At 47.8% G+C, this 21,319-nt stretch carries 15 protein-coding genes; 6 read left to right on the top strand and 9 right to left on the bottom strand.

Annotated features, from left to right (window positions below):
* Positions 1–455 precede the first annotated feature (455 nt).
* The 7 genes from J2Z28_RS08180 to J2Z28_RS08150 all read right to left on the bottom strand — a co-directional run bounded on the left by J2Z28_RS08180 (position 456) and on the right by J2Z28_RS08150 (position 9,961).
* Positions 456–2,297 (bottom strand): ABC transporter ATP-binding protein, encoded by a 1,842-nt coding sequence (locus tag J2Z28_RS08180; protein WP_244988177.1) that lies wholly within the window; start codon positions 2,295–2,297, stop codon positions 456–458.
* Positions 2,281–4,065, bottom strand: coding sequence for an ABC transporter ATP-binding protein (locus tag J2Z28_RS08175; protein WP_211081875.1), 1,785 nt, complete (start codon positions 4,063–4,065; stop codon positions 2,281–2,283). Before J2Z28_RS08175 ends, J2Z28_RS08180 begins: the two co-directional genes overlap by 17 nt.
* A gap of 83 nt (positions 4,066–4,148) precedes the next feature.
* The gene (locus J2Z28_RS08170; RefSeq protein WP_036672467.1) at positions 4,149–4,583 is read right to left on the bottom strand and encodes a MarR family winged helix-turn-helix transcriptional regulator; all 435 of its coding nucleotides are present in this window, start codon (positions 4,581–4,583) and stop codon (positions 4,149–4,151) included.
* 447 nt (positions 4,584–5,030) lie between these two features.
* Positions 5,031–5,978 carry an iron-hydroxamate ABC transporter substrate-binding protein gene (locus tag J2Z28_RS08165; protein ID WP_211081874.1) on the bottom strand — a complete coding sequence of 316 codons (948 nt, stop codon included), beginning with the start codon at positions 5,976–5,978 and terminating at the stop codon, positions 5,031–5,033.
* 60 nt (positions 5,979–6,038) lie between these two features.
* Positions 6,039–7,055: a FecCD family ABC transporter permease gene (locus tag J2Z28_RS08160; protein ID WP_211081873.1), complete on the bottom strand. Its 1,017-nt coding sequence runs from the start codon at positions 7,053–7,055 to the stop codon at positions 6,039–6,041.
* A gap of 2 nt (positions 7,056–7,057) precedes the next feature.
* A complete protein-coding gene (locus tag J2Z28_RS08155) occupies positions 7,058–8,131 on the bottom strand; it encodes a FecCD family ABC transporter permease (RefSeq protein ID WP_081745833.1) in 1,074 nt (357 codons plus the stop codon).
* Between the two features lie 99 nt (positions 8,132–8,230).
* Positions 8,231–9,961, bottom strand: coding sequence for an AraC family transcriptional regulator (locus J2Z28_RS08150; protein WP_211081872.1), 1,731 nt, complete (start codon positions 9,959–9,961; stop codon positions 8,231–8,233).
* A 489-nt stretch (positions 9,962–10,450) separates the two neighbouring features.
* On the opposite strand from J2Z28_RS08150, the gene J2Z28_RS08145 reads away from it, so the two are divergent.
* Together J2Z28_RS08145 and J2Z28_RS08140 are read left to right on the top strand one after the other, a co-directional pair.
* Positions 10,451–11,452, top strand: coding sequence for a Gfo/Idh/MocA family protein (locus J2Z28_RS08145; protein ID WP_211081871.1), 1,002 nt, complete (start codon positions 10,451–10,453; stop codon positions 11,450–11,452).
* A gap of 21 nt (positions 11,453–11,473) precedes the next feature.
* Positions 11,474–12,097 (top strand): pyroglutamyl-peptidase I, encoded by a 624-nt coding sequence (locus tag J2Z28_RS08140; RefSeq protein ID WP_211081870.1) that lies wholly within the window; start codon positions 11,474–11,476, stop codon positions 12,095–12,097.
* A 1,537-nt stretch (positions 12,098–13,634) separates the two neighbouring features.
* Here the strand turns inward: J2Z28_RS08140 and J2Z28_RS08135 are convergent.
* Both J2Z28_RS08135 and J2Z28_RS08130 read right to left on the bottom strand, forming a co-directional pair.
* Positions 13,635–14,477, bottom strand: coding sequence for a 1,4-dihydroxy-6-naphtoate synthase (locus J2Z28_RS08135; RefSeq protein WP_091015692.1), 843 nt, complete (start codon positions 14,475–14,477; stop codon positions 13,635–13,637).
* Positions 14,474–15,379, bottom strand: coding sequence for a futalosine hydrolase (locus J2Z28_RS08130; protein WP_211081869.1), 906 nt, complete (start codon positions 15,377–15,379; stop codon positions 14,474–14,476). The genes J2Z28_RS08135 and J2Z28_RS08130 overlap by 4 nt, the downstream gene beginning before the upstream one ends.
* A 1,230-nt stretch (positions 15,380–16,609) precedes the next feature.
* Between J2Z28_RS08130 and J2Z28_RS08125 the strand changes: the two genes are divergently transcribed.
* The 4 genes from J2Z28_RS08125 to J2Z28_RS08110 all read left to right on the top strand — a co-directional run bounded on the left by J2Z28_RS08125 (position 16,610) and on the right by J2Z28_RS08110 (position 21,313).
* Positions 16,610–16,999: a GntR family transcriptional regulator gene (locus J2Z28_RS08125; RefSeq protein WP_036606399.1), complete on the top strand. Its 390-nt coding sequence runs from the start codon at positions 16,610–16,612 to the stop codon at positions 16,997–16,999.
* Entirely contained in the window at positions 16,992–17,894 is a 903-nt protein-coding gene (locus J2Z28_RS08120) for an ABC transporter ATP-binding protein (protein WP_047841850.1), read from the top strand. Before J2Z28_RS08125 ends, J2Z28_RS08120 begins: the two co-directional genes overlap by 8 nt.
* The gene (locus J2Z28_RS08115; protein ID WP_211081868.1) at positions 17,869–19,923 is read left to right on the top strand and encodes an ABC-2 transporter permease; all 2,055 of its coding nucleotides are present in this window, start codon (positions 17,869–17,871) and stop codon (positions 19,921–19,923) included. Before J2Z28_RS08120 ends, J2Z28_RS08115 begins: the two co-directional genes overlap by 26 nt.
* 286 nt (positions 19,924–20,209) lie before the next feature.
* Complete coding sequence (locus J2Z28_RS08110) at positions 20,210–21,313, top strand: hypothetical protein (protein ID WP_211081867.1); 1,104 nt, start codon at positions 20,210–20,212, stop codon at positions 21,311–21,313.
* The last annotated feature ends 6 nt before the right edge of the window (positions 21,314–21,319 follow it).

The raw sequence follows: 21,319 nt of genomic DNA, 5'->3' as shown, positions 1-21,319 counted from the left end.
GCCGGTTGATCCTGACGAATGGGTAGTCGATTTTCTAAGGAACATAGGACGTCTTATTTGGCCTTCAGGTCCTTACTTTAATTTGTAAGAAACTTCAGGCACGTTATTTCCCAACATCCCATGAAAAAACGCTGAAAATGGCTGTTTATTTGGATATAACGTGTCTCAGGTTCTTTAGATTTCTGAGGGAGCTTTAAAAGCATGAATAAGACGCCTCAGATTCGTTAGCTTACGCTCTTGCTCTGCTCCAACCGAGGGCTGGACGATCTCCTCAAAGCCCGCCCGGCACGGAGTGGAACTTTTCATTTGGAAAGGAGAAAATCCCGCTTTTGTGGCGTATTGATCACTTGTTCGCACGCGAAGGACATGTCCTCACACATTCAGGGTACAGCGCATTCGCTTGCTCCGTACGCGCTAAGGTTCGCTTCGGCATGCAGTAGCTTTGCAGACACGCTTTAGTTCGACTTATTGAGCTGCCCCTGATGTAACTGATAGTAAAATCCTTGTTGCTGCATCAACTCGTCATGGCTGCCCCGTTCAGCAATCTGTCCATCATCAATGACGAGAATCTGATCGGCTTCACGAATCGTGCTCAGCCTGTGGGCGATGACAAAGCTGGTGCGGTCTTTCATTAAAGTGCGCATCGCTTCCTGGATCTTCATCTCTGTACGCGTATCAATGCTGCTCGTTGCTTCATCCAGAATAAGAATGGCCGGATCAGCCAGAATTGCCCGGGCAATGGTCAGCAGTTGTCGTTGTCCCTGACTCAGGTTGCTTCCCCCGGAAATGATGGGGGTATGGTAACCCTGTGGCAGTTTGCGGATGAACGAATGTGCATTCGCCAGCTCAGCCGCTTGCCTAATCTGTTCATCCGTTGCGTCTGGCTTGCCGTAGGCGAGATTGTCGCGAATGGTACCCGAGAACAGGTAGGCATCTTGAAGTACAATGCCGAGTTGTCGACGGAGTTGATCCTTCTCCAGTTCCGAGATGTCACATCCATCAATGGTAATCCGTCCGCCTGTAATCTCGTAGAAACGGGGCAACAGGTTGATAATGGTCGTTTTGCCTGCGCCGGTGGGTCCAACAAGTGCAATCATCTCACCAGGTTTTGCAGTAAAACTGACCTTCTTCAAAATGTCTCGCTCCGCACTATACCCGAAGGAGACGTCTTCAAATACCACTTTGCCTTGAATCTGGTCCAGTTGTTTCTTCTGTTCCTCCACGTATTCGCCAGGCGTATCCATGATGTGGAACACTCGTTCAGCACCCGCGATTGCAGCCTGAATCAGATTGTACTGATTGGCCAGATCGTTGAGTGGCCGCTCAATCTGGCGGGAGTAAGCGAGAAAGCTGACGATCAGTCCAATGGACGTCATTTCATGATAAGCCATCCATCCACCTACAGAAGCCAGTATGGCAAACCCGATATTGTTCATCACGTTCATCGTAGGTCCAACCAAACCCGAAACGGTCTGGGCCTGTGTGCTGGATGTGCGCAGTTTCTCGTTCAATTTCTCAAAATGTTGATGTGCTTGATCCTGACGGTTATAAGCCGCTACGACTTTTTGTCCAGCAATGGTTTCTTGAGCATAACCGTTCAGCTCACCAAGTAATTTCTGCTGGGCGGTGAAGTGTTTACGTGTTCTTGACGCGATCAGGCGAGTGGCGATGGTAATCAACGGTACAGTCACCAGACTGAGCAGGGTAAGCCGGACATCGAGTGCAAACATGATCGATAAGGAACCAACGAGCAGGATGGCACTAGACATCAATTGGGTTACGCTTTGATTCAGCGTTGTAGATACGTTATCAATATCATTGGTGGCCCGGCTCATCAGGTCCCCGCTTTGATTTTTATCAAAAAAATGGATAGGCAACTCTTGCAGTCGGGAGAACAATGCATGTCGCAGATCCTTAACGGTCAGTTGGGAGACACCAATCATGACATAGGATTGAGCCCACATCAGGAGCGAGCCAAAGACATACACACTCAGCAAAAGAAGACATTCCTTCAGCAAACCCGCTGTTACTTTGGGGACGATATGTTCGTTAACGGCGCGGCCGAGAAGGTAAGGTCCTGCCAGATTAAGCAGTGTTCCAAGAGCCGTCAGCACCAATGCAGCGATAACTCCTTTGCGATGACGTCCCATATACGACCATACCCGAATCAGGGCATGGCGAGCATTTTTGGCTCTGACTTTGGGAACAGGTCCTCTGCCTGCTGGTCCGGGTCTTCCGATGGGAGGCACAACGGTTTGGTGTATGGAGGAAGAGGCAGGTTTAACCAAATTGAACATCCTCCTTCCGTTGCTGCGAATAATAGATGGCTTGATAGTGAGACGAATGAGCCATAAGGTCATCATGTGTGCCCCTGGCAACGATCTGTCCTTCATCAATAACATATATACAGTCTGCATCCTTCACGGAGGAGATCCGCTGTGCAATCAAAAAGGTCGTGCTGTCTTTCATCAAAGATTGCAAAGCCTTCTGAATGCTCGCTTCCGTACGCAGATCCACAGCACTGGTGCTATCATCCAGAATCAGCACTTCTGGCCGCATGAGCAGGGCGCGTGCAATGGATATACGCTGTTTCTGTCCACCGGACAGATTGACCCCGCGCTGACCCAGTTCCGTGTCATACCCATCTTTCAATTTCATAATAAAATCATCCGCTGCCGCAGCTTGTGCCGCAGCACGCAATTCAGCATCCGTTGCACCGGGCCGGCCGAAGCAAATGTTATCCCGGATGCTGCCGCTGAACAGGATGGATTCCTGTAGCACAATGGATACACGGCTGCGAAGATCCTGAAGATCCCAGTTGCGAACGTTCACTCCATTCACGAGCACTTCACCCTGCGAAGCATCGTATAGACGGGGAATCAGCTGCACCAGCGAGGTTTTGCCTGAACCTGTTGAACCGATCAGGGCCACTTTCTCACCCGGGCGAGCCTTCAGGTTAATGTCAGTGAGTGCATGGTCTCCGTCATAACGGAAAGATACGTCTCTGAACTCCACTTGACCGCCTGTGTGGGAGGGAAGGAGAGATGGTTGATATGAGTTCTGATCACGGGTAGACGGGGATGACTGTACATTCCCGGAGTTATCGGTTCCCGATTGAATATCCGGCTGTGTATGTAACACCTCGTTGATCCGTGCAGCAGATACCTTGGCGCGGGAGAAACTCATCATCATCATGCCGATGGACGTGAGGGACGAGAGTACAACCGTGACATAGTTGATAAAAGCAATCAGATCTCCAGCAGCAATATCGCCTCCCACTACCTGGAAACCCCCGAACCACAGCACCGCTACAATGGTAGCGTTCAACATCAGGCTGAGCACGGGTGCATTCAGTGTGACGATCCGCCATGCTTTGACGGCGGTTGTAGTGTAATCTTCGTTAGATTGCTTGAATCGTTTTTTCTCCAGACGTGCACGTGCAAATGCCTTGACGACACGAATGCCGGCAAGATTCTCCTGAAGCACAGCGTTGACCTGATCAAGCTTGCTCTGCACACTGGCGAACAGCGGATAGGACGCTTTTATCAGAATAAATAAAATAATAAACAGCACCGGTACAGTCGCAATAAGAATTAAAGCCAGCTTCACACTGATCGTAAACGCCATGATGATACTACCGATGATCAGCATCGGCGAACGGATAAACATCCGCAGCAGCATCTGTACAAAGGTCTGCATCTGGGTAATGTCACTGGTCAGACGAGTGATCAGAGATCCTTCCTGAAACGTATCCAGATTGCGGAAAGAGAAGGTTTGAATATGGTCAAACAGTTCTTGGCGCAGATCCGTGCCGTATCCAACGGCAGCTTTGCTTGAATAGAGTGTACAGCCTGCGCCGCCAACCCAGCCGATTAACGCAACAAGTAGCATGATCAGACCTGTAGTCACGATATGGGGCAGATTCCCTGCAAGTACACCATCATCCACGATGCTGGACATCAGCTTGGGCTGGAGCAGGTCCATGGTTACCTCAAGTACCATGAGCAGCGGCGCGACGATTGCCGCCGACTTATACGGGGTCAAGAATCGTTTTAACGTCCACAATAGGGAATCACCTCAATCTTCATAGCATAAGTGAATCAATTTCATAATACCTTTAGCTGCTTCAATCGCGAATCTGCATCACCTCAGGATTCACGCAGGTTTTGGAGCATACGCTGTGCAAGTGCAGACATGATCTCGGATTCTTCTGGTGTAAAATCTTTCTGGGCCTGCTGTTCCAACTCCTGAATCACTTCTCTCAATTCTTGTAGCGCAGAGCGCCCCTGATCCGTCAGGTATACCCGCAGACTGCGCAGATCCTTCGGGTCTGCTTCACGTCTCACATAACCGGATGATTCCATGCGCTTGAGCATGACGGTTACCGTTGCGGGACTGCGCTGAAGTTGTTCGGCCAGGTTTTTCTGGGATTGGCCATCTTCCCGTTCAAGCTGGAACAGCAAAGGGGGTTGCCCCGGGTATAACTCTGGGTGGTTTACAAGTTTCTCATGAACTTTGTAACGTTTCAGTTTCACGAGTTCGGATAGCTGTCCCATTAACCGATCGTTTTGGACTGGATTCATATCATCTGCTCCGTTCGTATCCTTTTAGAGGTTGTTCAAAAAGTCCACTTTTGATTACGAATGATGCCTAGCGGCATCATCAGCATCGAATATAAAATTCAGCCGAAATGTCCGTTGCTCACGTAGTTTGCCTACGCTCCGCTACTCCATTTCTACCTTCATTCCATCTTCTCGGTACTTAAAACCAGACTTTTTGAAGTCGCAGATTTAGTTAGTCGACTAACTAAATCTTAAGTTCGATTTGACATATCGTCAAGTGAATAAAGATCATTTATTTTGGATTAAAGGTATTTCCAGGTCGATTGGCTGGAAAGTAAACAAGTAAAATAGATAAGAAAAAACAAAAACCTCTGCTTTGAGCGGAAGAGAGTATGATAACTAACTCTGTTCCGGTCTCTAAGAGAGGTTTTTTGGTATTGTGACACGTTATGTGTAGTGTAAGGAAAATTATTTTTTGGAGAACATTTCTTTGGCTTCATCCATGGCCATTTTATTACCGATAGATGAGTAATCGAGCCAAGGTTGTGCACCAATCGGGTAGACGTGGCCGGCTTTGACGGCTTTCAGACCTTGCCAGATCGGATTGTTTTGCAGCTCCTTGAACATGGTCTGGGCTTCATCATCCGAATTCACAACTACAAAGATCGCATCTGCATCATAGTCCGGCAATATTTCACGGGAGACGACTTGATACGGTTTAGTCGAATCGATATCTGTGATCCCTTTGGCAGGAGTCAGACCGAGATCCTCATACAAAATGGGACCCATGGGACGGCGTGTACTGAATACACGCAATTCTTTGGCAGTAACACGGATCGCCATCACAGTACCATCACCAATCGTGTCATGAATCAGAGATTTCACTTCTTCCGTTTCGGTCGCGTAATCCTGAATATATTGCTCGGCTTCCTTCTCGCGATTCACGAGTTTGCCGATGTCTTTCAGATGGTCGCGCCATGTACCGTCATCCAGATTGAAGACATGCACCGGAGCAATTTTTTCGAATTTGGCAATATCACCACCGGAAAATTCTTCGTCCAGATAGATCACATCGGGTTTCAGGGCAAGCAAAGCTTCCATATCCGGGTCTTTAACCGGACCAAGTGGCGTTGTATTTTGAAGTTGATCAGCAACATGGGACAGGAAGCCTTTGGCTTCGCCACCGATAACGGAACCAACCGGAGTAATGCCGAGAGACAGCAGATCATTGGTCAGATGGATCGACATGGAGGCAATGCGTTGCTCTCCCGAATTTGCACTGTTGTCTTGATTCTTGGTTGAAGTATCCGTAGACGAACCACCAGAAGCAGATGATGAATTATTGGCCGTTCCACAGGCTGCAAGCACAAGCACCAGACAGATACTCATGACAAGCATAAGATTTTTCTTTAACATGGGTAGTCACATTCTCCTTGAACATCTCTTGGATGTCTTTATTGTTTTTTGAAAAAAAGATCACTTGCTTCGTACTAAAAGGTACAAAAAGTAAGGTGCACCAATCGCAGCAACCACCACGCCTGCCGGAATGGCATTAGGCTGAAAGATGGTTCGCCCGATCGTATCAGCGGTCACCAGAATAACCATACCGATAAGCCCGGCGGCTGGAATCAGATGCCGATGCATCGGACCGACAAGTCTACGCGCCAGATGCGGCGCCGCCAGACCGATAAAGCCGATTCCACCAGCCATCGATACACTAACGGCAGACAAAGAAACGGCACAGAGCAGCAAAATAATACGCTGGGATCGGACAGGTGTCCCGATACTGGTTGCGGCAGCATCTCCAAGATTGAAGGCATCGAGCGTTTTGGATCGACTCCAAATGTACGAGATACATAACACCACCCAAGGAAGCAAAGCTTGCACATGAATCCAATCCCGGCCCCAGACGCTTCCTGCCAGCCAGCGAGCGGCAAAGGAATAAGTGTCTTCATCCAGACGCAGGGATAGATAGAGTGTTAACGCATGGAACCCGGCCGCTACCGCGATTCCCACCAGAATCAGCTTAATAGGTGATACGCCGTTATGGCGATCGTAAGATAACAGCATGATGATCAGGGCGGCGGCCACACTGCCTGCAAAAGCAAACAATGGAATCAGCAAGGCCACAGAACCATCCATCGTAAAGGAGAGACTAACAAACACCATTAGTCCAAATGCTGCCCCTGCATGTAATCCCAGAATGCCCGGGTCCGCCAATGGATTGCGGGTGATCCCTTGCAAGGCTGCTCCGGCAATACCAAGTCCCGCTCCGGCCAGTACAGTTACCAGGATGCGAGGCAGTCGGTAATCAAACAGTACAATCTGATCATCCGAACTACCATTACCAAGCAAAGTCTGTAACACAGCCGCTGGGGAGAGACGAATGGTTCCCGTGTTCAGGCTGATCACAATAACGGCAATCGCGATGCAGAGCAGCGTGATACTGACAACTATCGAACGTTTACCTCGTGAAGGTGTATTAAAATTCATCGCTACAAGGCCCTCCTTTCTTTGCGGGCCAGATAGAGGAAGAACGGTACACCGACAAAAGCGACCATAATGCCTACCGCGAGCTCCTCGGGCGGGTTCACGATGCGTGAGCCCAGATCGGCGAGCACCAGTAAAATCGCTCCAAGCAGAGAAGACATCGGAATGATGAGTCGATAATCCACACCCACCAGTTTGCGGGAGATATGAGGGATGACAAGTCCGACAAATCCAATCGAGCCTACTGCCGACACGGACACACCAGCCAGCACAACAACCGCTGCGAGGGCGAGAAACCTCGTCCAGCGCAAGTTGATCCCGAGATTAATCGCTACTTCTTCACCGAGTGACATAAGCGATACACGCCGGGCGAGTGGCATGATCAGCACCAGCGTCACGAGCAGCACGGGAAGAATTAACTTCAGATGCCGCCATTCAATTCCGCCAAAACCACCCGCATACCAGAAGGCCAGATCCTGACTCAGGTCAAAATAAATGGCAACTCCTGTGCTGAGCGAGGTTAACATGGCTGCAATAACCGCCCCGGCAACGGTCAGTCTGATGGAATTCAGACCACCAGGTGCTGCCATTCCAAGCAGGAAGATAAGCAGTGTGCCCAGAACAGCTCCCACGAATGATAAAAACATAATCCAGCCATATGGCAGTCCGGGCCAAAAGGCAAAGCTCAGTGCTACGACAAAAGTGGCTCCAGCATTAATGCCCAGAATGCCCGTGTCTGCCAGCGGATTACGCGTAATGCCTTGCATTAAAGCTCCGGCAACCGCAAAGGCAGCGCCGATGATCACCGCGGCAAGGACACGAGGCAGCCGCAGCTCATGAATAATCTGATGTGGTGTCAAAGCTGGGTTGTACTGAAATATGGCAGCCCATACGGTTTCCAGCGTTAACCCTTTGGCACCTAAAGAGATTGCGACAAACATACTTAGCAGCAGTATGGCTATGGCAGACAAAAACGTCAGCCCAACGGTCACTGCAGATTTTCTTGAATTAGACGGACGATGTGGCAGTCCCGGATGTTGAATACGGGTCACTCCTTTGGTTCCAACAACGTATTTCATTGTTATTGATTATCATTATCAATTAGTGATCATTATAGAATCTTAATTCAGGCCCGTACATGGCATAAATTAAGATTTTGGAGATGGACATTTTTTAGATTACAAAAGTGAAGGTTTGTTCGTCAACATAGAGAGCGCTTCATCGAGCTGGATGTTGATGGAATATGGAGCATATACGACCCACGAGTTCCAGTCGATGAGATGTACACGTCCGTTTTTTACCGCAGGATGGCTGTTCCACAGTGGATTCGAAGCCATCTCTTTCAACAGTGTTGCCTTTTCATGCATAGAATTAATCGCCAGTACCAGCACATCTGCCTCCAGTCCGTCCCATTCTCCTGGTGTGAAGGGCAGCCAGTTGAATCCAACGCCGGGAGATTTGCCAGCCAGTTCGGTCTGAATGCGCTGAGGAGCGGCCAATTGCAAGGTTCGATAAAAGACATGTCCAAAGTTCCGATGGCTGTACATCCGTGGACCTTTAGGCGTTAACGTGCCAACGGCAACGGTGATGTCCCCGACGAATTCCTTGATTTTTTTGCGTGCACGCTCTGCCTTGCGTTCATGTCGATCCAGCCAATCTGTCGCTGCTTGGGTACGATCCACAATGGATGCAATCTGATGCAGATGACCAAAGACGTCTGTCTGGTTCCAGGGAATCGTGATGATGGGGGCGACATCGCCAATATGCTCCATCGCTTTGGCAGCTGCATTGTCCTTGGTCAGAATCAATTCAGGATTCACATCAAGGAAAGCCTGACGTCCCTGTTCCCAAGGTTCATAGGCGTGGAAGGGCAGCGTCAGCGATTTGGGCATATGAGGAAGATGGCCTTGGATCTGAGCTGCGCATGGCGTGATACCAAGTGTCATCAGGTGGTCCGTGTATGGATAGGAGAGCGACACGATATTTCGGTGGACCTGCTTCGAATAGGAAGTTGGCGCATAACCGGCATGGTTTCGGAAACGTCGGCTGAAATAAAATTCGTCACGGTAACCCACTTCACGAGCCACATCACGGATACGCAGATCTGAAGTAAGCAGTAATTCCTTGGCTCGGTTCATACGCAGATGAGTGATGTATTCAATCGGATTTTTCTGCATGCGGCTCTTGAATAGCTGTGAGTAATAGGACGGGTGCATGTCAGCCAGTTCAGCCAGCTTTTCCAGTTTGATCTCGTGCATGTAGTTTTCGCGCATGTATTGCAGGGTGGACCTGAGCCACTGTTCGGGTTCATCCTGCCCAGCCCCTACGTCAGTCTGGTCTTCTTGAGGCCAGAGCATATGTAACAGTTCCGTCAGGAAGAGCTGTGCCTTCAAGCCTGTTTCCAAACCTTCGTTAGTCAGTTGTGTAAGCTGTGCAGCAATGCGTTGTATACCGTAAAATGGGCCCTGAATCCAGCCTGTAACAGGTGAACTGAGCTCACGTTCGTAGATTCGTCTGGCTTTTGTTTTCTCCGTAGCCCGATACAGATCAAAGTGAATGATATACAGTTCAATATCATGGTTTTCATCACTAATCAGTTCAATTGCAGTTCCTGGTAGGGACAGACAAGCTGATTTGCGAACCACGTGAGATTTGGTTCCATTTATGATCAGTTGGCCTGTGAATTTGTGCATGTATATGAAGGTATGATGAGCTAGCTCAGTTGTGGACCAGCGCCATTTCCCACGGGTTATAATATGTTCTGCCTGACGAAGTTCGATCAGGGTATCATTCAAGAATGCATCCAGGTCTGCTCGGGTGGAGGATTCCTTTTCTGAATTGGGACTTGTCTGCTGGTGCAACGTGTGTGGATTCATGCTGCTGTGGGCGGTACCGGGGATGGTAGTCATGTTGCTATGTGACCTCCTCTCTTATGAACAGTTTAGGTAATAATTGAATCTGGAACGTACCATATTTTCTCGGACCTGAAGGTCTTTCTTGAACGTGTATTGATGCGTTTTGCATGATGTTATGATTACTGGCTGTCTTGTCAAAAGCGCGTTTGCAGTAAAGTCAGATGTTTTATGAATAGCACAGGGTATATGATCCCGTTATCAGATGTGATCGATAGTTTAACCAGATTGTCGCTAGTTACAAGTATGTTTACGGACAAGACTTCTTGGCCCTAGTCTGCTGATAATCTTAGCAAATCTACTGGAGAATTGAAATGTACACAGATATGTTCGAGGCCCTGATGAGCTTGAAGTCTATTGAAAGCACATAATCGAAATCGTTTTCTGACGCAAGCGTTTCTTTTTGGTAAAATAAAGGGGATAACATGTTGGCCTGATCTGAATCATGAACCTTTTCAACTCAAATTGCAGTAGGGAGGCTTTAATATGACAGAAGTAGTGGGACGGGACAAAGTACGCTGGGGCATTATGGGCACGGGATGGATTGCATCCCAGTTTGCAAGGGATTTGGAGCATGCCGGGAACGCAGTGAAAGCAGCAGTAGGTTCACGGACAGCGGGAAGCGCGGAGAAGTTTGCAGCTGAATATGGTTTTGCACGCGCTTACGGCTCGTATGATGAGATGCTGCAAGATCCTGAGGTAGATATTATCTATGTGGCAACACCGCATCCTGTACATAAGGAGAATGTAATGGCTTGTCTGGAGGCAGGCAAGGCGGTTCTCTGTGAAAAGCCGTTTACCATGAATACGCGTCAGTTGGAGCAACTGGTGGAGACTGCACGGGATCGCAACCTTTTCCTGATGGAAGGAATGTGGACACGCTTTTTGCCACCGATCGCTCAAGCCAGAGCATGGATTGCAGAAGGACGAATCGGTGAAGTGCGTTTGCTTCAGGCAGATTTTGGATTCCGTGTCGGCTGGGAGCCGGAAGGAAGATTGCTTAATCCGGATCTGGGTGGGGGAGCGTTGCTGGATGCAGGGGTGTACCCGATCTCCTTTGCGTCGATGATCTTTGGCGAACAGCCCCAGCATGTATGGAGTACGGCCAATATCGGTGAGACGGGTGTGGACGAGCAGTTTTCCGTATTGTTGTCCTATTCCGAGGGACGTTCTGCATCACTGAGTGCTGCCATTCGTCTGAACCTCAGCAATGAAGCGGTCATATACGGTACAGAAGGCAAGATTCGTCTCCCTTTATTCCTGGCGGGCAAAGAAGCCTATCTGCATGTGAATGGTCAGGACGAGCCTGAGAAGTTCACGGATGATCGAACGTGCATTGGTTATGCTTTTGAGGCAGAAGAAGCGGGACGTTGTATCCTCGAAGGTCGGACGGAGAGCAACACCATTAGACTGGACGAATCCTTGGAAATCATGAAGCTGATGGACACGATTCGGGGCCAGTGGGGATTACGTTACAAATCGGAGTAAATAGACAGGAGCTGACGTGTGATGGTGAAGATTCTGATATCCGGGTTTGAACCTTTTGGCGGGGATGCAGTGAATCCGACGGGGGCGTTAATGGAGGCTCTTGCAAACGAAGTGATCGAGGGTGCTGAGCTAAAAACAGTACTGTTGCCCGTGCACTTTGATGAATGTGCAGACCTGCTAATCGCAGAGATGGAAGCCTATCGGCCAGATGTCGTCATCGCCTGTGGGCTGGCCAAGGGCAGAACATGCATCACACCGGAGCGGATCGCCGTGAATGTCAAAGACATTCCGCCAGGCTCCTACGCGGATAACCAAGGACAACGTCCTGTGGACGAGCCAATTGTAGACGGCAGCCCAGACGGCCTATTTTCCACTTTGCCCATACGTGCCATGGTGGATGACATGTCCGCAGCAGGTATCTCCGCTGCCGTGTCCAATACAGCAGGTACATATATCTGCAACAACACGATGTACCGGGTACTGGATTATATTCGTATAGGGCAGCTTCCGATCCGTGCCGGATTTGTACACTTTCCAGCCTCCACAGAGATGGCGGTGTTGCAGCCTTCCGTCCCTTCGCTGCCTATTCCCATGATGCTGGATGCTCTGCGAATCATGATCCGCACGGTTGTGGCTGATTCGTAGGAGATGGTTGCGATCGTTCGGCTGCGGTTGCAGCAGATCGTAGGCGACGGTTGAATTCGTAGACCACCGTTGTGAGAGGGAGAGCATTGGGTTGGGAAGGGTTACAGTAGGGTTCAAGATGACGTGGAGAGCGTGGAGTTGCATGGTTTTTGTCTGCTTCGATCTTGGGTTGAGCAGAGTGATAGATATGAGTATAGATATGAAGTTGAACATAGAGTGAAAAAAGAGCTATCCCATCGTCTTAAGTCTGACGTTAGGGGACAGCTCTTTCTATTTCGTGTCATGGGTAGTGTAGTCCAACATGGTTAGTGAGGTCACTAGTTTGCAGCAAGTATCTTGATGAAAGTTTTTTGCCTAGGTAAAAAATAGACTCTAAAACCGCAAACCGCAAACCGCAAACCGCAAATCGCAAACCCGAAACCCGAAACCCGAAACCCGAAACCCGAAACCCGGTAAGGCTTATATAACTGTTGCTGGAAGGTAGGAATTCAGCAAAACAGGTACGGGGCAGTCAAAGGACAGACTCCGATTCGTTGCCCTCCTGGATGCGACCTTTACTACCCCTAAGTAACTAAGCTCTTAAGAAACAAGACGCAAGGACACCACCATCACCCTGGCTAGCTAAGTGGTTTGTATCCACGAAAACCCCGAATAGACTTCTACAAAGCTTGCTCATCAGAACGCCTTGGAACGGACTCTAACGAACCGAGCACACGCTATTCGCCGAAAATCCGCACACACCAATTTCTAACGAATCGTAGAAGCGTTATTGTGTGGAATGAAGCGAGTTTGTTGGCGATATGACCGATTTCTAGCTGAATAAAGTGTTTGGGATTCGTTAGAATTTTCGAAGCATGATTTTCGGCTAAATAAGGTGTGTTGGGTTCGTAAGAGGAAAACCTGCGAAATTTGTAGCACCCTAAGTCTACTTTTACAAACCATATAAATTTCGAATCCCCCGAATAGGCTTCTACGAAGCTTGCTCCTCAGAACGCCTTGGAACGGACTCTAACGAACCAAGCACACGCTATTCGCCGAAAATCTGCACATACCAATTTCTAACGAATCGTAGGATCGTTATTGTGTGGAATGAAGCGAGTTTGTTGGTGATATGGCCGCTTTTTAGCTAAATAGAGTGTCTGGGATTCGTTAGAATTTTCGTAGCATGATATTCGGCTAAATAAGGTGCGCTGGGTTCGTAAGAGAAAAAAACTGCGAATTTGTAGCACCCTAAGTCTACTTTTACAAACCACTTAAATTTCGAATCCCCGAATAGGCTTCTACAAAGCTTGCTCCTCAGAACGCCTTGGAACGGACTCTAACGAACCGAGCACACGCTATTCTAGGAAAATCTGCACATACCAATTTCTAACGAATCGTAGAAGCGTTATTGTGTGGAATTAGGCGAGTTTGTTGACGATATGAACGAATTCTAGCCGAATACGGTGTCTGAGATTCTTTAGAATTCTCATACCACGTTATTCGGCTAAATAAGATGCGCTGTGTTCTTTAGATATAGAGCGAAGAGATATAGATGTTATATCCGCAACAGATCAAGGTCGAACTCGGGAACGAGTCCTTCTTTCATGGCACGACCAAGCAGTGCAGTGATTGCACCGTAACCATCATCGCCCAGGTTGGCGCTGAACTCATTAACGTACAGGCCGATATGCTGTGCAGCTACGTCAGGGTCCATTTCTTGGGCATGTTCCATAACGTATGCTCTCGACTCATCCGGGTGCGCCCATGCATATTCAACGGAGGCGCGTGCCCATCCAGCGAGGGCATGAGCGTCCATGTTGCGACGTGCGATGATCGCTCCAAGCGGGATCGGAAGGCCTGTGTCGCTTTCCCACCAGTTCCCGAGATCTGTCATTAGTTTGAGATCATAGTTCTGGTACGTGAAGCGTGCTTCATGGATGACAAGTCCGGCATCGATTTTGCCGTCACGAACAGCAGGCATGATCTGGTCGAATGGCATAACAACAATCTCGCCTACACCGCCAGGAACATTTTGCGCTGCCCACAGACGGAATAACATATATGCTGTCGAGCGCTCGCTTGGTACAGCGACCCGTCGTCCAGACAGATATGCTGGATCGGTCGTGCCGTTTGCGGTCAGAACCAAAGGACCACATCCTCTGCCAAGTGCGCCTCCAGCAGGAAGCAGAGCATAGTCAGACAACACGTATGGCAGTGCTGCATAAGATATTTTCATCACTTCAGGTGTGTCGGGTCCATCTGGATTTGCGGCCAGACCATTGGTAATATCAATATCAGCATAACGGACATCCAGCTCAGGTGCACCCGGGATCAAACCGTGTACCCACGCGTGAAAGATAAATGTATCATTTGGACAAGGGGAAAATGCAATTTTCATGATGTAATAACCTCCCGTAAAATGGAACTTGCAGCCTGTAGCGCATCGAGGGCATCCTTGATGCGCCAAGCGTCGCGGTCGCGTGGACCGACCGCGTTGGATATGGCCCGCAGTTCGAGTGCTGGCACGCCGAACTGCTGGGCAGCTGTTGCCACGCCGAAGCCTTCCATACCTTCGGCGGCGGCATCGGGCACACGGCGCAATAGCTCCGCGGCCGTCTCCGCTGTTCCGGTCGCCGTGGACACGGTGACCGCAGTGCCTCCGCTGACAGCGAGCCCAGCCCGCTGCAGTTCATGGCGCAGGCGAGCGGCAAGCTCTGCGTCCGCCGCCACAATGGACGAGCCGAATCCGAGCTCGTCCACACTAAGGAAGCCGTCTGGCGTCTGCGAGCCCAGATCGGCAGCAACCATGGCGTCGGCTACCACGAGGGAGCCGACGTCTGCCCGGCCGGGGAACCCGCCGCCGATGCCGGCACTGATCACCAGCATGTAGGCTGGTGAACTACCGGTCCCGGCAAGGGGCCCCGGCCTTGAAGATGTGGCAGATGCCTGTGCCACATCGGATGGGCTTGGCGCAGTGGAACCCTGCGCCAACGCCCTAGTGCTCGCAGCCGCTACGGCATATGCCAATGTAGCGGCTGTTCCTGCTGCGGCCGAGGCTGGGCCAACGCCCGCAGCGATGACGTCAAATCGTTCCGCGGCCATGTCTCCCAAACCACGGAGGACCGCATCTTTTTCCGCATCAACCGCGGTTACAATTAACACACGTTGTGATAAATTTGCTTGTACCGGACTAGTATCTGAAGTGTTTATTTCCCCAGTTAAATCCCCGTGGTGTCCACTATTTTCGAATGATGCGTTTGGTTTATTATTCTGATCTTCATCCTGTCTATGTTCATTCATCTCGGATTCTCCTTGTGAGGTATTAGCAGTGTAACATATGCTTCCATAGTATCTTTCTTACAGCAAGCTTCTAGTTACACTTCTTAGGGTTATTACTGACTTTTATATTTCCTTGTAAATGTATAGTTCAGCTTATATAAATGGAATTCGGGGATATATTTGTCCACTACAAAAGGACATTTATCTTCATTTTGTCTTTCAAAGAGTGGACACTTTTTCTAAAAAGATACTATATCCATCCAGGAATATGAAACACTACATATAGATGTTTTTGGATATAAAATTAAAAATGATCTATATGTAGAATATCAATTCCGAAGTGCTTTCTCATGTCCGTGTCCACCCTTTGAAAGACATATCTACAATATGTATGCTCAGTGCGGACAGCACGAGTTGGCCCTCCAAACGAACAGATAAACGATTAAAAAGGCTGGAGTCTGCCCGACCCATCCAACGCGAATCATATATAGCCTTAGAATTTTAGACCAACAAGCCAAATGAATAACGGGCCCAGTCTACACTCGACCACTGCATAGTAGCTTATTTGTGCAAACCCGAATTTAAAGCAAATACAAAGTCTCGCTAACTCTAATTTAGCTGCTACTGTACGGCCTACCGTTTGTGCAGACAATAGATCTATAACGCGAGACAACACAACACAACACAACACAACACAACACAACTAACGCATAACAGACCTAACAATCAATCAGGTTAAACGCGCACAAAAAGTAACAAAGATATAGTGATTATTGAACAATATTTCATCTCCATCATAACGGAAGGGGAAAGACCTGAACAACCTTTGCATGTAATTCTGTCAAAAGCAATCAAGCAAAGGTTGCGGGTAGCCGTATCACTTCGAGTAGCCACATCTAGCCACATCGCTTCAGATAGTCGTTTTGCTTCACTTCATGTGAACGCCACCCTGATCGTGCCCCGTCCTAAGCCGGAATGGACCTGCTTCCCAAATTATATATGTCATTTAAACCATATAACCTATCTTTATTAACGTACTCTCAATAAAACAAGAAGTCAAAGTCAACGGTTGACAATTCGTTTTAACTGTATTAATAATAGTAGTACAGTTAATACACCTAAGAGTTGAATACGTACAGCTGTACAGCTTAGGTAATACCTTTTTACACTTAGATAACTACACATACACCTCAGATACAGTCATTTAAAACCCATGGGTTATTTCACACATTTACAGAAAGGAGGTGCGGGATGTTCGAATTAGATGTACGCAGCCGTAAGGCGATCTACGAGCAACTAGTGGACAAAGTCAAAGAAATGATCGTATACGGTATTCTAAAGCCCGACGAGCAGCTTCCTTCCGTTCGTGCATTATCCACGCAGCTGACCGTGAATCCAAATACGATTCAGAAAGCGTATCGTGAGCTTGAACGTGAAGGTTACATTTATTCTTTGCAGGGAAAAGGGAGCTTCGTATCATCGTCAGTGGAACATCCGAATGAAGCCATGAGAGATGAGATCAGAGAGTCTCTGGTGAAGTTGATTGCAGAGGCTTCGTATTCCGGTTTGACCAAAGCGGATATGACGCTTTTGTTTGAGGAAGCGATGGCCCGTATAGAGAAGGAGGAGCCTCATGATTGAGCTGAATCAAGTCGTCAAAGCATTTGAACAGGAAAAGGCAGTGGATGGCGTAACGATGCACATACATAAGGGGTCGATCTATGGTTTGCTCGGTTCCAACGGGGCAGGCAAGACATCGCTGCTCAAAATGATGGCTGGTATTTACCGTCAGGACAGCGGGACTGTTCGTATCGAAGATAATGAGATTTATGAAAATATGGATCTCAAAGGCCGCACAATTTTTATGGCAGATTCACCCTACTTTTTCCCGCAATCTTCAATAACTCAGATGGCTGCATTTTATCGTTCGGTATATCCGCGCTGGAATGAGGAACGATTCAAGCAACTGGCTACTGTGTTCAAACTGGATGTGAAACGCAAGTTACATCGCATGTCCAAAGGCATGCGCCGTCAGGCAGCCGTATGGCTGGGACTTAGCTGTATGCCTGAAGTGCTGCTGATGGATGAGCCGATTGACGGCCTTGACCCGGTCATGCGCCAGCAGATCAAAAACTTGCTTTTCCAGGAAGCAGCTGAGCGTCAAGTAACTATTGTTATCTCGTCTCACAATTTACGTGAGATCGAAGATCTGTGTGACCATGTAGCGATTATGCACAAAGGCCGAATTATTGTAGAGAAGGATCTTGATGATCTGAAGGCCGATACGCATAAAATCCAAGTCGCATTCCGCCACCCGGACCATGCCAAAGCCATGGATGAGCAGATTGATATTTTGCATGAAGAGAAACGGGGAAGTGTATCCCTGTACATTGTCAAAGGCAACCGACAACAGGTAACGGATCAATTCCGTGTACATGATCCGTATCTGCTGGATGTACTGCCTTTGACGCTCGAAGAAATCTTTATTTACGAAATGGAGGACGCAGGGTATGATATTCAACCGATTGTTCTGTAACCGGGGCATCCTGATCCAAAATTTCAGACAGCATGGATGGATAGGCATTTTATTTCTCGTCACATTGTTGTTCTCGTTACCTTTATATATTGGAACACAATATATAGAAGTGCCTCTGGAAATCACCAGTCTGTTTCAGGCCAATGAAATTCATCTGGTATTTGCGCTGACCTTTCCTGTCGCCATAGCTCTGCTACTCTTCCGCTATATTCAAACTGGTGCACCTGCGGACTTATACCACAGTCTGCCATTACAGCGTAAACATCTGTTAACGATGAATCTGTTGACTGGATATGTCATGATTCTGCTTCCGATCTGGATAACCACCGGGATTACCGGGTGGGTATGGGCGGTGCTCGATCAACCATCCTATATTTTCAGTGGTCATGATATCTGGATGTGGGGCGTGACGATGAGCATCTTCTCATTGTTTATGTTTACCCTGACGGTTGCCGTGGGAATGTGTATAGGCCAATCTATTCTGCAAGGACTTACAGTTTTTGGTCTAATATTAATTCCGGTGATCTTTTGGGGAGTTTATGAGCTTCATTTACAACGTTATTTGCTTGGCTTTACGTACAATAATTCGAGTAACTTTAACATGGAAAAAACATCCCTGCTCTTCCGAATGAGCTCTATGGGTTATTATCCTCCAGAATGGGGGGAATTGGGAATTTATGCGGCTATAACTTGTATACTCTTCGTGTTGTGTTATGTGCTGTATGCGAGAAGACATGTAGAGTCGGCGACACAAGCAATTACGTTCAGGATCGTCAAACCCATCTTCCGTTTTGGATTCATGTTCACATTGGTATTATTAGGAGGTGCCTACTTTACCAGAATTGCTCCTGAAGGATCAGGTGTATGGGGTATCTTTGGTTATCTGCTAGGTGGTGTGGTTGGTTATATTGGTGCTGAGATGATTATACGTAAAACATGGCTCATCTGGAGCAGCAGGTTACTCCCCCGGTTTGCAGTATATGGTATCGTGGTAGGATTAATTTTGTATATCCCTGTAGCCGATTGGAACGGTTACGCTAATAATGTGCCCTCAAAGGAAAATGTACAAATGGTACGACTGGGAGGAGACCATTACATCTATGTGAATGATAAAAGTGTAAAACTGGATGATAGCCCATTTTATTCAGATACCCCGGGTTATGTGGATGCTGTGCTTGCACTGCATCAGAAAATTGTACACTCTGATCTGCCTTTGCTCGAAAGAGTACGTAATCAGAACAGCGGTCAGAACAGAAGCAACGATGAATATGTATTGATCGACTACCAACTCAATAATGGGAAAACGATGACACGTAGGTATCAGATTCCCGAAGAAGAATTCAGGCAGGAATTAGCAGAGGTGAAACAGTGGGAAGATTATAAATCAACGACTTATGACACCTATGCACTGGATGAAGATGTTCGCAGTATTGGTATTCGATCCAGTCTCAACTCGGAGCGTAAAGTATTCATTAGCGATCCTAAGCTGATTCGTGAATTCAAGGAACTTTTGAAGTCTGAAATACTCAATCAGACATATGAGGACCAGCTATCCTCATGGGAATCGTTCGCTTCGATAGAAGTCTATCAGGATTATCTTGATGAAGCATCTTCCAAAGAAAATCTGGATCGACCGAGCCACAGTGTGAGTTATCAGTTCAAGGCAAGCTATGGCCGCTTGATGGAATGGCTCAAACAGAACAATCTCTATGATCAACTTACGGTATCGGCTGAGGATATGGCTTCTGCCCAATTTGTTAAACAGGAGATTGATAATCCAGGTAAATACAGAATGGTGTATCCTGAGCCTAATTTTGTGGATGTAAATATCGATGGTAACAGACAGGTCGCTACCAAAAATAAAAAAATAATCAGCGATCTGCTACTGCGACAAAGAACCGGTTTTTACACCGATCAGGATACGGTCTACCAAATTAAGCTTAACTCGGTAAGGGGACCGAACATCTATATGATGTTGAAAGAAGAGGATCTGACCGAGGAAATGAAAGCTATTTTGGTCAATCAATAAGCTGAGTTGTATCAGTTGTTAACTATATGCGGGAAGGGTTCTCCCGTTGATTGAAAGTTCTATTCAACCAGTGAAACCAGATTTACTTGACCAGACACAGTGAATGGAATATATTAGAAAAAGGAAAGGTTCGAGCGACTCGTTCAATCGAATCTCATATGGAACGGCTTATGAGGGAAGCACCCGTAAGAGCAGGCAAATGCCTGACTTGCGGGTGCTTTTTTGTCGTTCGCTGATTTCGTTGGCTATTCTGCTAAATATTTTAGAAGAAAGGGTGTAGAGACGGATGCAAACAGAAGCATGGAAGGAAACGGTAAGTGAACAGGAGACAATGGAGTGTTGTTTCCTATTGGAACGATCAAGCTCTCATAACTTCATAGAACATCACGGTTTATTAGAAGGAAAGAAGGGGCGACAGCATAGCGAAGATACAGCTACAGAAGATATAGCTTTAATGGAGACGAGTGACATTCTATTCCCTTCTCCAATAGTAGGTAGCCATAGTCACATGATGGAACAAAGTAACGTACGGCATCGTCAATTGCCATTGATGACTCATCTTATTTTCGGATCACGCCTGCTTATAGGGCTTGTGATTCTGTTCAGTGCAGGCACGATCTATTTTGCTTCTTCAGTCGAGGCTGCGGGCGTAGATCTTGGCGTAACCGCGCAAAAAGCATGGGATTCCGTTTTGAACAAAGCCGACGCACAAACCAAGTTAACGTTGAAGCAAGCGTACGAGAAAGTGGGGAACTGGAAGACACAAGAGCAGGCTTGGGAACAAAAGATAAAGACACTTCATGCCGCCAATACCGCGGAATTGGAGCGATTACGTGTAGAAATAAGACAAATCGATGATGCGAAGGTCGCAGCTCTAGCTGAAAAGGTGAAGCAAACACAAGCACGATATGAACCGCTATTTGCCCTATACAGTTCAGTCAATAGACAGTTGGATGCAGCCAAAGCCATCAAAAATAAGGAATGGAGTGCAGCGATCCGCACTCAGGCAGAGACGTTGAGACCCGTTGTGAAACTTGCCAGAGAAGACATCCGGATCAAGAAAAAGGAACTTGCCGAAGCGCGTAAACGGAAGACGACGGAAGTAAAACGTTTACGAGCCATGCTAGCAGGGGCCGACTCCGCGAAGAAACAGATTCAAACGGCTAAAAAACAGGCGAGTCTGGCAAAAGAACGATATTCCAACGCTCTACAACAGTTCAAACAGAATACAAAGCAAGGCCAAACGTCACGTGTACTCAGCTCATTGAGCACCTTGGCTTCTGCAGCAGAGAAGTGGGCAGGTTCAAAACAAAATATTCATACACTGGAGCAAAAAGTGTCCACTACATATGTGAAAGTCAGACAGGAAATTGCCAAAAGATTCAAATAAGAGGAA

The organism is Paenibacillus xylanexedens, from assembly GCF_017874615.1.
In the GTDB taxonomy this organism is placed as follows: Bacteria; Bacillota; Bacilli; order Paenibacillales; family Paenibacillaceae; genus Paenibacillus; species Paenibacillus xylanexedens.
Note: the sequence above shows the minus strand (reverse complement) of the source record. Positions and strands in the feature narration are given on the sequence as shown.

Coding starts and splice junctions, on each gene's coding strand:
- J2Z28_RS08120 (WP_047841850.1), top strand. CDS start 16,992: ATGATTGAGCTGAATCAAGTCGTCAAAGCATTTGAACAGGAAAAGGCA.
- J2Z28_RS08115 (WP_211081868.1), top strand. CDS start 17,869: ATGATATTCAACCGATTGTTCTGTAACCGGGGCATCCTGATCCAAAAT.
- J2Z28_RS08130 (WP_211081869.1), bottom strand. CDS start 15,379: ATGAATGAACATAGACAGGATGAAGATCAGAATAATAAACCAAACGCA.
- J2Z28_RS08140 (WP_211081870.1), top strand. CDS start 11,474: ATGGTGAAGATTCTGATATCCGGGTTTGAACCTTTTGGCGGGGATGCA.
- J2Z28_RS08125 (WP_036606399.1), top strand. CDS start 16,610: ATGTTCGAATTAGATGTACGCAGCCGTAAGGCGATCTACGAGCAACTA.
- J2Z28_RS08180 (WP_244988177.1), bottom strand. CDS start 2,297: ATGTTCAATTTGGTTAAACCTGCCTCTTCCTCCATACACCAAACCGTT.
- J2Z28_RS08165 (WP_211081874.1), bottom strand. CDS start 5,978: ATGTTAAAGAAAAATCTTATGCTTGTCATGAGTATCTGTCTGGTGCTT.
- J2Z28_RS08135 (WP_091015692.1), bottom strand. CDS start 14,477: ATGAAAATTGCATTTTCCCCTTGTCCAAATGATACATTTATCTTTCAC.
- J2Z28_RS08155 (WP_081745833.1), bottom strand. CDS start 8,131: ATGAAATACGTTGTTGGAACCAAAGGAGTGACCCGTATTCAACATCCG.
- J2Z28_RS08160 (WP_211081873.1), bottom strand. CDS start 7,055: ATGAATTTTAATACACCTTCACGAGGTAAACGTTCGATAGTTGTCAGT.
- J2Z28_RS08170 (WP_036672467.1), bottom strand. CDS start 4,583: ATGAATCCAGTCCAAAACGATCGGTTAATGGGACAGCTATCCGAACTC.
- J2Z28_RS08150 (WP_211081872.1), bottom strand. CDS start 9,961: ATGACTACCATCCCCGGTACCGCCCACAGCAGCATGAATCCACACACG.
- J2Z28_RS08110 (WP_211081867.1), top strand. CDS start 20,210: ATGCAAACAGAAGCATGGAAGGAAACGGTAAGTGAACAGGAGACAATG.
- J2Z28_RS08145 (WP_211081871.1), top strand. CDS start 10,451: ATGACAGAAGTAGTGGGACGGGACAAAGTACGCTGGGGCATTATGGGC.